This is a genomic window from Arthrobacter ginkgonis (assembly GCF_039540195.1).
GTDB lineage: Bacteria > Actinomycetota > Actinomycetes > Actinomycetales > Micrococcaceae > Zafaria > Zafaria ginkgonis.
The window spans coordinates 37,645-50,210 of the sequence record NZ_BAABEO010000019.1 but is presented as its reverse complement, the minus strand read 5'-3'; the positions used below and the strand labels follow the sequence as shown (position 1 = coordinate 50,210).

At 70.6% G+C, this 12,566-nt stretch carries 7 protein-coding genes; all 7 read right to left on the bottom strand.

Going from position 1 to position 12,566, the window contains the following annotated elements; genetic code table 11:
• Window positions 1–145: 145 nt before the first annotated feature.
• Entirely contained in the window at window positions 146–1,606 is a 1,461-nt protein-coding gene (locus ABD912_RS13490; protein ID WP_345151473.1) for a glutamate synthase subunit beta, read from the bottom strand.
• Window positions 1,599–6,200 (bottom strand): glutamate synthase large subunit, encoded by a 4,602-nt coding sequence (gene gltB, locus ABD912_RS13485; RefSeq protein ID WP_345151471.1) that lies wholly within the window; start codon window positions 6,198–6,200, stop codon window positions 1,599–1,601. Before gltB ends, ABD912_RS13490 begins: the two co-directional genes overlap by 8 nt.
• A gap of 493 nt (window positions 6,201–6,693) precedes the next feature.
• Window positions 6,694–6,972, bottom strand: a complete 279-nt coding sequence (locus tag ABD912_RS13480; protein WP_345151469.1) for a hypothetical protein — start codon at window positions 6,970–6,972, stop codon at window positions 6,694–6,696.
• A gap of 79 nt (window positions 6,973–7,051) precedes the next feature.
• Entirely contained in the window at window positions 7,052–8,926 is a 1,875-nt protein-coding gene (locus tag ABD912_RS13475) for a S8 family serine peptidase (RefSeq protein ID WP_345151468.1), read from the bottom strand.
• 305 nt (window positions 8,927–9,231) lie between these two features.
• On the bottom strand, window positions 9,232–10,377 hold the full coding sequence (gene lgt, locus ABD912_RS13470; RefSeq protein ID WP_345151467.1) for a prolipoprotein diacylglyceryl transferase: 1,146 nt from the start codon (window positions 10,375–10,377) through the stop codon (window positions 9,232–9,234).
• The gene (trpA, locus tag ABD912_RS13465; RefSeq protein ID WP_345151466.1) at window positions 10,374–11,165 is read right to left on the bottom strand and encodes a tryptophan synthase subunit alpha; all 792 of its coding nucleotides are present in this window, start codon (window positions 11,163–11,165) and stop codon (window positions 10,374–10,376) included. The genes lgt and trpA overlap by 4 nt, the downstream gene beginning before the upstream one ends.
• Window positions 11,165–12,466, bottom strand: a complete 1,302-nt coding sequence (gene trpB / locus ABD912_RS13460; protein WP_345151465.1) for a tryptophan synthase subunit beta — start codon at window positions 12,464–12,466, stop codon at window positions 11,165–11,167. Before trpB ends, trpA begins: the two co-directional genes overlap by 1 nt.
• Window positions 12,467–12,566 lie beyond the last annotated feature (100 nt).

Below are 12,566 nucleotides of genomic sequence, written 5' to 3'. Positions count from 1 at the left end.
CCCGCGCAAGGCTCCCGCCACCGAAGACCACACCGCGGGCTCCGTCCGGCCCGGAATGTTAAGCGGCGAAGGCACCTGCCTAGGACAAGTCCTGGTGCAGGTGCCTTCGCCACTGGATACACAGGGGGCTGGCCCCCGGGACACCCTACAGCGGGTTGATGGACCGGTCCGTCGGGGCGACCGGCGCCGGCAGGCGGGTATCGCCCATCAGGTAGCGGTCGACGGCGGCGGCCGCCGCACGTCCCTCGGCGATGGCCCACACGATCAGCGACTGGCCGCGGCCGGCGTCGCCGGCGACGAACACGCCCGGCGTGGCGGTCATGTAGTAGCCGTCGCGGACCACGTTGCCGCGGTTGTCGAACCCGATGCCGGCCTGCTCGGCCATGCCGGCCGGTTCCGGGCCGGTGAAGCCCAGGGCCAGGAAGACCAGGTCCGCGGGGATGACGCGCTCGGTGCCGGCCTTGGGCACGCGGCGGCCGTCCTGCAGGTACTCGGTCTCGGCGACGCGGATGCCGGTCACCTTTCCGTCCTCGCCGACGAACTCGACGGTGGAGGCGAGGTAGGTGCGCTCGCCGCCCTCCTCGTGCGCGCTGGCGACCTCGAAGAGGTTCGGGAACATCGGCCACGGCTGGCTCTGCGGGCGCTCCGACGGCGGCTGCTTGCCGATGGCCAGGGTCGTCACGGACGCGGCCTGCTGGCGGTGGGCGGTGCCGATGCAGTCGGCGCCGGTGTCGCCGCCGCCGAGGATCACCACGTGCTTGCCCTTGGCGTCGATCTGGTCCGCGACCTCCTCGCCGGCGACGACGCGGTTGCCCTGCACCAGGTACTCCATGGCGAAGTGCACGCCGTCGAGCTCGCGGCCCGGGATGGGCAGGTCGCGCGGGACGGTGGCGCCGGTGGCGACCACGACGGCGTCGTAGCGGCGGCGCAGCTGGTCCCAGGAGATGTCCTTGCCCAGTTCCACGTTGGTGCGGAAGCGGGTGCCCTCGGCCTTCATCTGGTCCAGGCGGCGCTCCAGCACGGACTTCTCCATCTTGAAGTCCGGGATGCCGTAGCGCAGCAGGCCGCCGATGCGGTCATCACGCTCGTACACCGCCACGGTGTGGCCGGCGCGGGTCAGCTGCTGGGCGGCGGCCAGCCCGGCCGGGCCGGAGCCGACGACGGCGATCGTCTGGTCGGTGTGCCGGTGCGGCAGGACCGGGGCCACGCTGCCGTCCTCGAACGCCTGGTCGGCGATCGAGACCTCGATCTGCTTGATCGTCACCGCGGGCTGGTTGATGCCCAGCACGCAGGAGGACTCGCAGGGCGCGGGGCAGAGCCGGCCGGTGAACTCGGGGAAGTTGTTGGTCGCGTGGAGGCGGTCGCTGGCCTCCCCCATGCGGTCCTTCCAGACCAGGTCGTTCCACTCCGGGATGAGGTTGCCCAGCGGGCAGCCCTGGTGGCAGAACGGGACGCCGCAGTCCATGCAGCGGCTCGCCTGCTTGGCCAGGGTGCCCTGCTCCTGGCGCTCGTAGACCTCTTTCCAGTCCATGATGCGCACCGGGACGGGCCGGCGCGGCTGCGTCTGGCGTTCGCGTACGTTCAGGAATCCACGGGGATCAGCCACGGGTCGCCTCCAAAATGCGGTTCCAGACGGTGTCGCCGTCCAGGTCAAGTCCTTCTGCCTCGGCCTCCGCGCGGGTGCGCAGAACGGCCGCGTAATCGCGCGGGAGCACCTTGGTGATGCGCGCGGCGGTGTCCTGGAAGTCCAGGAGCAGCTGGGCGGCCAGCGCGGAGCCGGTCTCCTCGCCGTGGCGGGCCAGCAGCCCGCGCACCAGTTCGATGTCCTCGCCCGGCAGCGGCTGCAGCAGCAGTTCGCCCGCCTCGAGGGCCTGGAGGTTCACGGAGGTGCGCACCAGGTCCAGCACGTAGGCGATGCCGCCGGACATGCCGGCGCCGAAGTTGCGCCCGGTGGGGCCCAGGATCAGCGCGGTGCCGCCGGTCATGTACTCCAGGCCGTGGTCGCCGATGCCTTCGACGACGGCGGTCGCGCCGGAGTTGCGCACCAGGAAGCGTTCGCCCACCTGGCCGCGCAGGAACATCTCGCCGCTGGTCGCCCCGTAGCCGATCACGTTGCCGGCGATGACGTTGCGCTCGGCGACGATCGGGCTGTTGCGGTGCGGACGGACGATGATGCGGCCGCCGGAAAGGCCCTTGCCGACGTAGTCGTTGGACTCGCCGAACAGGCGCAGCGTGATGCCGGCCGGCAGGAAGGCGCCCAGGGACTGGCCGGCCTGGCCGGTCAGCGTGACGTCGATCGTGTCGGTGGCCAGCGTCTCGATGCCGAAGCGGCGGGTGACCTCGTGCCCGAGCATGGTGCCCACGGAACGGTCGGTGTTCACCACGTCCAGGCTGATGCGCACCGGCTGGCGGCTTTCCAGCGCGTCGGAGCTCATCTCGATCAGCTTGTTGTCGAAGTGCAGCTCCAGCTCGTGGTTCTGCGTGGTGAGGTTGCGCAGCGGCGCCTCCCCGCCCTCGAACGTGGCGAAGATCGGCTCCAGGTTCAGGCCCTCGGACTTCCAGTGGTCGATCGCCGGCTGCCGGTCCAGCACCTCGGCGTGGCCGATGGCCTCGTCGAGGGTGCGGAAACCCAGCTGCGCCAGGTACTCGCGCACCTCCTCGGCCAGGAACTCGAAGAAGTTCACCACGAACTCCGGCTTGCCGGAGAAGCGGGCGCGCAGCTCGGGGTTCTGCGTGGCGACGCCGACCGGGCAGGTGTCCAGGTGGCAGACGCGCATCATGATGCAGCCCTCGACCACCAGCGGGGCGGTGGCGAAGCCGTACTCCTCGGCGCCCAGCAGGGCGGCGATGACGACGTCGCGGCCGGTCTTCAGCTGGCCGTCGACCTGGACCACCACGCGGTCGCGCAGCCCGTTGAGCATCAGCGTCTGCTGGGTCTCGGCCAGGCCGAGCTCCCACGGCGCGCCGGCGTGCTTGAGCGAGTTCAGCGGCGAGGCGCCGGTGCCGCCGTCGTGGCCGGAAACCAGCACGACGTCGGCCTTCGCCTTGGTCACGCCGGCCGCCACCGTGCCGATGCCGACCTCGGAGACCAGTTTGACGTGGACGCGGGCACGCGGGTTGGCGCGCTTGGCGTCGTAGATCAGCTGCGCCAGGTCCTCGATCGAGTAGATGTCGTGGTGCGGCGGCGGGGAGATCAGTCCCACGCCCGGGGTGGAGTGGCGGGTGCGGGCCACCCACGGGTAGACCTTCTGGGCCATCAGCTGGCCGCCCTCGCCGGGCTTGGCGCCCTGGGCCATCTTCAGCTGGATGTCCTCGGCGTTGGTCAGGTACAGGCTCGTGACGCCGAAGCGTCCCGAAGCGATCTGCTTGATCGCCGAGCGGCGCTCCGGATCCAGCAGGCGCTCCACGTCCTCTCCGCCCTCGCCGGTGTTGGACTTCGCGCCCAGCCGGTTCATGGCGATCGCGAGCGTCTCGTGCGCCTCCTTGGAGATCGAGCCGTAGCTCATGGCACCGGTGGAGAAGCGCTTGACGATCGAGGAGACCGGCTCGACCTCCTCGATCGGCACGGCCGGGCGCATCCCGTCCTTGAAGCCGATCAGGCCGCGCAGCGTCATCAGGTCCTTCGCCTGGTCGTCGACGCCCTTGGTGTAGGCCTTGAAGATGTCGTACCGGCGCTCGCGCGTGGCGTGCTGCAGGCGGAACACCGTCTCCGGGTTGAACAGGTGCGGCGGGCCTTCGCGGCGCCACTGGTACTCGCCGCCGGTTTCGAGGGCGCGGTGCGGCTCGGGGTTGCTGTCCGCCGGGTAGGCGGAGTCGTGGCGGGCCGCGGCCTCGGCCGCCAGCACGTCCAGCCCGACGCCGCCCATCTGGGACTGGGCGCCGGTGAAGTACTGGTCGACGAGTTGCTGGGACAGGCCCAGCGCCTCGAAGGTCTGCGCACCGCAGTAGGAGGAGACCGTGGAAATGCCCATCTTGGACATGATCTTCAGGACGCCCTTGCCGAGGCCCTTGATCAGGTTGTAGTGGGCCTTCTCGGCGGTGATGTCGCCCAGCTCGCCCTTGCTGGCCATGTCCTCGACGGTTTCCAGGGCCAGGTAGGGGTTGATGGCCGCGGCGCCGAAGCCGATCAGCACCGCGACGTGGTGGACCTCGCGGACGTCGCCGGCCTCCACGATCAGGGAGGTCTTGGTGCGGTTGGCGCTCCTGAGCAGGTGGTGGTGGACCGCGCTGGTCAACAGCAGGGACGGGATGGGGGCCCACTGCGCGTTGGAGTCGCGGTCGGAGAGCACGATGTACTGCACGCCGCGGTTGATCGCCGCGGACACCTTCTCGCAGATCTCCTGCAGGCGCAGGCGCAGTTCCTCGGCGCCGCCGGCCGGGCGGTACAGGCCGCGAACCTTCAGGGCCGCCTTGGTGCCCTCGGAGGTCTGGATGTTGGCGATCTTGGCCAGTTCGTCATTGGTGATGACCGGGAACTCCAGGCCCACCTGGCTGGCGGTCACCTGGCCGAGGTCCAGCAGGTTGCCGTTCGGGCCGATCGAGGTGTGCATGGACGTCACGAGTTCCTCGCGGATGGCGTCCAGCGGCGGGTTGGTCACCTGGGCGAACGACTGCACGAAGTAGTCGAAGAGCAGGCGCGGGCGCTTGGAGAGCACGGCGATCGGGGTGTCCGACCCCATGGCGCCCAGCGGCTCGGCCCCGTTCTTGGCCATCGGGGCCAGCAGGATGCGCAGTTCCTCGGTGGTGTAGCCGAAGGTGCGCTGGCGCTGCTGGATGGAGGCGGAGTTGTGCACCACGTGCTCGCGCTCCGGCAGGTCCGCCAGCTTGATGAGGTTCCGGTCCAGCCACTCCTGCCAGGGGTTGGCGGCGGCGATGTTGGCCTTGATCTCGGCGTCCTCGATGATGCGGCCGGCCTCGGTGTCCACCAGGAACATCTTGCCCGGGGAGACGCGGCCCTTGCGGACGATCTTCTCCGGAGCGATGTCCACGACGCCGACCTCGGAGGCCATCACGACCAGGCCGTCGTCGGTGACCCAGAAGCGGGCCGGGCGCAGGCCATTGCGGTCGAGCACGGCGCCGACCTGCTTGCCGTCGGTGAAGGACACGGCGGCCGGGCCGTCCCACGGCTCCATCAGCATGGAGTGGTACTGGTAGAAGGCGCGGCGGGCGGGGTCCATGGTGGCGTGGTTTTCCCACGCCTCCGGGACCATCATGGCGATCGCGTGCGTGATTGGGCGGCCGGAAAGCATCAGCAGCTCGGCAACCTCGTCGAAGGACGCGGAGTCGGAGGCACCCGGGGTGCAGATCGGGAAGAGCTCCTCCGGGACCTCGCCGAGCACCGGACCGGCCAGCTGGGACTGGCGGGCGCGCATCCAGTTGCGGTTGCCCTTGACGGTGTTGATCTCGCCGTTGTGCGCGATGGTGCGGAACGGCTGGGCCAGCGGCCAGGACGGGAAGGTGTTCGTGGAGAAGCGCGAGTGGACGATGCCCAGGCGCGTCTTGAAGCGCGGGTCGGACAGGTCCGGGTAGAACGGCTCCAGCTGCGCAGTGGTCAGCATGCCCTTGTAGACCAGGGTCTGGGAAGACAGCGACGGGAAGTAGACGCCGTGCTTGTTCTGGGTGCGCTTGCGCACGCGGAAGGCGCGGGCGTCGAGGTCCTCGACGGCACCGTCGGCGGGGGCCAGGAAGACCTGGACGAAGCGCGGCATGCAGGCACGGGACATGGCGCCGACGATGTCGGCGTTCACGGGGACCTCGCGCCAGCCGAGGACCGTCAGGGACTCCTGCTCGGCGATGTCCGCGATGCCGGCGCGCGCGGCGGCCTCGGATTCCTCGTCGTCGGGCAGGTAGGCGGTTCCGACGGCGTAGGAGCCGGCCGGGGGAAGGTCGAAGTCGACGACGGAGCGCAGGAATTCGTCCGGAACCTGGGTCAGCAGTCCGGCGCCGTCGCCGGTGCCTTCGTCCGCGCCCACGGCGCCGCGGTGCTCCAGGCGGCGCAGGGCGGTCAGGGCGGCATCAACGATGTCGTGGCCGGGCTCGCCGCGCAGGGTGGCAACGACGGCAAGGCCGCAGGCGTCCTTCTCGTTTTCCGGGCTGTACAGGCCCGACGCTTCAGGCAGATGGGCGAAGCGGGTAAAGGGCGAGACGATTTCGTCGCCGGCTCCCCGCGAAGCAGTCCGCTGGTCTCCAGTCAGTGACATGGCGTCCTTTCTCCGTGTTGGTGCTTATCGGAGGGGACGGCGTTGGCCCCGAGGAATCCGGTGCCGTCACCGGCGCGGATCCTTCAATCGTGCACCCGTCGCCTCCGGGCCGGTTTGTCGCGGCCGAAGGATACGGGCCGCCAGTATCGCGCCGGTCTCAGCGGCGGATCCACGTGGCGGGGTCCACTTCATTGTGTGTGTAGCCGCCCCGAGGTGGTGGGTCGGGGCCGGACTGTTTCTGTAGTCCGGCATGTGAATATGGTCGGGGCCGGACGACGTCGAATCAATAGAACACAATATCATTGCGGCCGGGACCCGCCCGCGCCGAGGGGTGCTTTTTTACGCTTCCACGGGAAAATGTGTCAGCGGTGTTTCGCAGGTGAACGACGGGTTAAATGCGAATCACGGGGTCCAGTGTGACAGTGAGGGGACCATTGCGGGTCCCCTTGTGACGAACGCCACAGGCCGGCGGCGGGACGCGGCCCCGGGACCCTCAGGGCAGGTCCAGCCGGTGCGCGCGCGCGACCGACTCGACCCGGGGGTCATCGGCCGCGACCGTCAGGTCCGCCTCGGTCGCTTCGGCCGTGAACATCTCCTCGTCGACCCGGGTACGCACCCGGAAACCGGCCGGAACGTACCCGCCCGTGTTCACCTTCACGATGACGCGCACGACCGCGTCCCCCTCCGCGGGCGGCCTTTGCTCCGCCTGCCGGGCGTCGTGGTGGGAATCGTCGCGATGGGGGTCGTCGTCGAACCGCAGGACCTTCGGCACGCATCCAGCTTACGCCGGGTCCGCCGCGGGGCCAGAGCACCAGAAACCAGGGCAGCAGGAAGACCAGGGCGGCAGGAAGCTAGAGCAGCGCGATCATTCCCGCGGCCCAGACCCGTCCTGCCCCGTACCGGTCGTCCCAGGCTGCCCCGACGGGCGGATCGGAACGGGCGGCCTGGACCGCCATCGACCTGATTTCGGCGGCGGTGAGCGAGCGGTTTTGCGCGGCAGCTTCGGCCAGCAGCAGGGCCACGCAGCCGGTGACCGCCGGACTGGCCATGCTGGTGCCCGACATCCGGGTGCTTCCCGTCACCGACCGGGACGCGGCGGCCCGGACGTTGTGGCCCGGCGCGGAGACCTCCGGTTTCTGCCGGCCGTCCCGGGTGGGCCCGGCGCTGGAAAACCAGGACAGCGGCAGGGCCGGCTTGTGGGCGTCGTAGGAACCGACCACGATCGTGTTGTGCCCGCAGGAGATCGAGCCGATGGTGTGGGTGTTGTCCAGCGGCGCCTCGAACGTCGACTGGCCCTTGTCGTCGCGCTCGATCCAGGCATGGAACGGGACGGGGTCCCCGGTGGTGGAGGTGAGCCGGAGGACCCACCGGCCCGGGGAGACGCTGGGCGCGACGAAAACGCCGATCGTGTTGTCCCCGTTGTTGGGATCGGACAGCCGGTTGGCCGCAAAGAGGACCACCTGGCCCCCTTGGGATGCGGTGCCGCTCTCCCCCGGTTCGAGGTTGCCCACGCTCAGGCCCTCGGGCGAGACCAGTTCCAGCCGCAGCGCGGCGCTTCCCGGGTACCAGAGTTCCAGTTCGTTCTGGGTCCGGTCGCCGGGGGCCACCACCCAGGCCAGGTCGTGGGAGCCGGCCGCCGGGACGGTCCCGGCGGCGTGGATGCCGTCTTCATGGGAATTGGAGGCGGCAATGCAGACCGAACGGTTCGGCGCCTGGGCCAGCAGGCGGTCGATGCCCTGTTCGACCAGGGTCGATCCGTCATGGGGCCCGCCGTTGGTGCCCAGGCTGACGTTGACGGCGCACGGCGTGGACCCGGCCTCCCGGAAGATGAAGGCCAGCGCCTCGAGCAGCTGGACCGAATCGCCGAAGTTGCTTCCGACCACCTGCGAACCGCTCCACGGGATGTCGCTGTTGGCGACGTCGACGAAGATGAGCCGGGCCTGGGGGGCCACTCCGGGAATTCCGGTCCCTGCGCCGTTGCCTGCCGCAATGTCCATCACGTGGGTGCCGTGGGCGGGTTCGGCGGGGTCCAGCCAGTAGTCCAGGGCGGCGTAGGGATCCCCCGCGCCCAGGAGCGCGGCATCGATGGCCGCCGCCGAATGGACGGCGCCGTAGGCGAAGCCCGGTTCTCCCTGCCCCCTGGCGTTCTGGTCCCACAGCTTGCCGATCCGGGTACCGCCGCCGGCCTCCCGGAAGTTCCGGTGCGCAAAGTCGCAGCCGGTGTCGACGATTCCGACCACGACGCCCTGGCCTCCGTGGGGGTTGCCGGGCGGCAGGTCCTCGGGCCTGGCGTGGATCTCGCCGACGGTGGCCTGCAGCTCCCGCGAGAGGCGTTGCGCCGCCTTGAGGCTGAGGACGAAGCCCCGGCTGCGCACGTGGTCGAGCCTCTGCACGGGTATGCGCGCCGTCACGATGGCGGTTCCGTCCGCGGCGATTCCTCCCACGACCACGCCGGGAGTCACCTCGGACAGGGCCTCGAACCGCGCGACGTCGCTGACCTTGGCGATGACCGCGACCTCGTCCGCGACGGTGCTGGCGGTGGCCGGCTTGGACTGTCCGTGCTGGCGCCAGGCCAGCAGCCGCTGCAGGCGCACGTCCATGTCCACCGGCGCCGCACCGCCGGGACCGCTGAGCGGGGTGAAGCACAGGGGTGCGGGGTCCAGGGGTGCAGGGTCTCGCGGAGTGGCATCATCGGGTACGGGTTCGGAGTGGGGACCGCGGACCATGGCGTGTCAGTTCCTTCGGGGGTGGAGGCACCGGCGCCTCCGGACGGCGTGGCGGCGGACGGGGTATCGGCGGACTGTGTATCGGCAGACAGGGCCTTGGGATTCCTTCCGGCTGGTCACTACGGTCCTCCTCGGCGATCGGGTGCGTCAAACATGCCCCTTCCCCTATCACCCCATTGTTATTGCGCCGTTACCGGCGGCCGGCGGCCGGTTAAAGGCGAACCGCGGGCCCCGTTTCAACGGGACCCGCGGCGCGTGCGGGGGAAGAGGGAGCGAGGCGGCGCGAGCGCGGCGCGTGCCGGACCCTACGGCCGGGCCGTCCCGCTTCCGGGGTTGTCGGCGGCGGCCTCGGGGCGGGCCGGGGTGTCCCCTGCCGCCGGCTCCGCGCCCTCGGCGGTGGCGTTCTTTCCCTCCGCCGGTGACGTTTCCGCCGGCGACGTTTTGGCAGGGGAGGCTTCCACCGCCGGTGCCTTCTCCGGGGAGGCTTCGGCCGGGGCGGCTCCAGTCGGGGCGGCCGCTGCGGCGGCCTCCACCGGACGGCGGCCGGGGAGGTAGATCTCCTCGAGTCCGCGCCCGCGGTATCGGACCAGGCAGAAGACCAGGGCCGCGAGCGAAACGATGATCAGCAGGATGCTGGTCCACACGTTCAGGCGCTGGGTCACCCCCAGGAGGGTGATCCATTCGGCGTCGTCGATGCGCAGGGACTCGATCCAGACGCGCCCGATCGTGTAGTAGGCCACGTAGGCCCACAGCATGGCGCCGTGGCGGAGCCGGAACCGCCGGTCGATCAGCAGCAGCAGCGCGACGCCGAACAGGTTCCAGAGGCATTCGTAGAGGAACGTCGGGTGGAACAGGGTGCCGGCGGCGACGCTGGCCGGGAAGTTCGGACTGGTCGCGTCGATCTCAAGGCCCCACGGGAGCGTGGTGGGGGCACCGAAGAGCTCCTGGTTGAACCAGTTGCCCCAGCGGCCGATCGCCTGGGCCAGCAGCACCCCTGGCGCGGCGGCGTCGGCGAAGGCGCTCAGCCGCACGCCCGCCCGCCGGCAGCCGATCCACGCGCCGACGGCACCGAGCGCGACCGCACCCCAGATGCCGAGGCCTCCGCGCCAGATCTGCCAGGTCAGCGTCAGGTCGCCGGTGCCGTCGAAGCCCGGGCCGAAGTACGCGTCCGGGGAGGAGAAGATGTGGTACAGCCGGCCACCGATGATGCCGAACGGGATCGCCCAGATGACGATGTCCCAGACCACCCCCTCCGGGCCGCCCTTGGCCTTCCAGCGCCGGTTGGTCAGCCACAGGGCCGCCGCGATGCCGGCCAGGATGCACAGCGCGTAGGCGTGGATCGTCAGCGGCCCCAGGGTGATCTTGGACCATTCGGGGGGCGGGCTGGGGATCGAGGCCTGCACCTGCAGGGACAGCTGGGCGGCGGCTCCGGTGACGGCGGCCAGGCTCATGCCCCGGCCTTCGCCCGGCCGGACAGCTCGGCGGCGAGGCGGCCCACGGCCTCCACCCCGCCGTCGCGCAGGGCGGCCACCAGCGCGGTGCCGACGATCACGCCGTCGGCGTAGGAGCCGATCTCCCGCACGTGCTCGGCTCTGGAGACGCCCAGGCCCACGCAGGCGCGCTCGGCGCCGGCGGCGTGGGCCGCGGCCACCACGGACTCCGCGGCGGAGGAGACCTGGTCGCGGGCGCCGGTGACGCCCATGACGGACACGCAGTAAACGAAGCCGCGGCTGGCCTCGACGGTGGCCTTCATGCGCTCGGGGGTGGAGCTGGGGGCCACCAGGAAAACGCGGTCCAGCCCGTACCTGTCGGAGACCTCGAACCACTCGGCGGCCTCGTCCGGAATCAGGTCCGGGGTGATCAGGCCCGCGCCGCCGGCCTCGGCGAGGCGGCGGGCGAACTCGTCGACGCCGAGGCGCATGACCGGGTTCCAGTAGGTCATGACCAGGACGGCGGCGTCGCAGCGCTCGGTGATGCCGCGGACGACGTCGAAGACCTGGGCGACGCGGAAGCCGTCGGCGAGGGCCTGCACGGTGGCGGCCTGGATGACGGAGCCGTCCATCACCGGGTCCGAGTAGGGGATGCCGACCTCGATGATGTCGGCGCCGTTCTCGGCCATGGCGACGGCGGCGTCGATGGTGGTCTGCACGTCGGGGAACCCTGCGGGCAGGTAGCACACCAGGGCCGGGCGGCCCTCGGCGCGGGCGCGTTCGATCGCTGCTGCGGACTTGCTCTGCATTAGTGCTCCAGACCTTCCGGGTTCTCGACGAGGTTGAACCACTCGGCGGCGGTTGCCACGTCCTTGTCTCCGCGGCCGGAGAGGTTGACGATGATGATGGTTTCCTCCGGCACGGCGCCGGCCTCCACCTTGCGCTTGGCCAGGCGCAGCGCGCCGGCCAGGGCGTGGGAGGACTCGATGGCGGGGATGATGCCCTCGGTGCGGCACAGCAGGCGGAACGCGTCCATGGCCTCGGTGTCGGTGACCGGCTCGTACTTCACGCGGCCGATGTCGGAGAGGTAGGAGTGCTCCGGACCCACGCCCGGGTAGTCCAAGCCGGCGGAGATGGAGTGGGACTCGATGGTCTGCCCGTCCTCGTCCTGCATCAGGTAGGAGCGGGCGCCGTGCAGCACGCCCGGGCGGCCCAGGGTGATGGTGGCGGCGTGGCGCGGGGTGTCCACGCCCTCCCCCCCGGCCTCGAAGCCGTACAGCTCCACGGACGGGTCGTCGAGGAATCCGTGGAAGATGCCGATCGCGTTGGATCCGCCGCCGATGCAGGCGCACACCGCATCGGGCAGCCGGCCGGTCTGGGCCAGGATCTGCTCGCGGGCCTCCTCGCCGATGACCTCGTGGAAGTAGCGGACCATCGCCGGGAACGGGTGGGCGCCGGCGGCGGTGCCGAGCAGGTAGTGGGTGTTTTCGACGTTGGCGACCCAGTCGCGCAGCGCCTCGTTGATGGCGTCCTTGAGGGTGCGCGAACCCGCGGTGACCGGGACCACCGTGGCGCCAAGCAGTTCCATGCGGGCCACGTTCAGCGCCTGCCGGCGGGTGTCCTCCTCGCCCATGTAGACCACGCATTCCATGCCGAACAGCGCGGCGGCGGTGGCGCTGGCCACGCCGTGCTGGCCGGCGCCGGTCTCGGCGATCAGGCGGGTCTTGCCCATGCGCTTGGCCAGCAGGGCCTGGCCCAGGACGTTGTTGATCTTGTGCGATCCGGTGTGGTTCAGGTCCTCGCGCTTGAGGAAGATGCGCACGCCCGCGGCGTGCTCGGAGAAGCGCTTGGCCTCGGTCAGCAGGGAGGGCCGGCCGGAGTAGTTCCGGTTGAGGTCCCGGATCTGGGCCACGAACTCGGGGTCGTCCTTGGCCGCGGCGAAGGTGGCCTCAAGTTCGTCCAGTGCCGCGATGAGGGACTCCGGCATCCAGCGGCCGCCGTACTCCCCGAAGTACGGTCCGGGGGCGTTGCGCAGGCTGGTGCCGCCGGCCAGGAAGGCGTCGGCCGCGTCCTTCCCCTGCTCGGGCTGCTGGGCTGGGGTCTCGGTCATGGGCCGTCCTGTCTTGCTGGAAGGGGCTGCTTGCTGGAAGGTGCCGGTTGCCCGAAGGTCCGGTTGCCGGATGGTTCCGCGGTACGGGTGCGCCCCGGAA

Coding starts and splice junctions, on each gene's coding strand:
- gltB (WP_345151471.1), bottom strand. CDS start 6,200: ATGTCACTGACTGGAGACCAGCGGACTGCTTCGCGGGGAGCCGGCGAC.
- lgt (WP_345151467.1), bottom strand. CDS start 10,377: ATGAGCCTGGCCGCCGTCACCGGAGCCGCCGCCCAGCTGTCCCTGCAG.
- trpA (WP_345151466.1), bottom strand. CDS start 11,165: ATGCAGAGCAAGTCCGCAGCAGCGATCGAACGCGCCCGCGCCGAGGGC.
- ABD912_RS13475 (WP_345151468.1), bottom strand. CDS start 8,926: ATGGTCCGCGGTCCCCACTCCGAACCCGTACCCGATGATGCCACTCCG.
- trpB (WP_345151465.1), bottom strand. CDS start 12,466: ATGACCGAGACCCCAGCCCAGCAGCCCGAGCAGGGGAAGGACGCGGCC.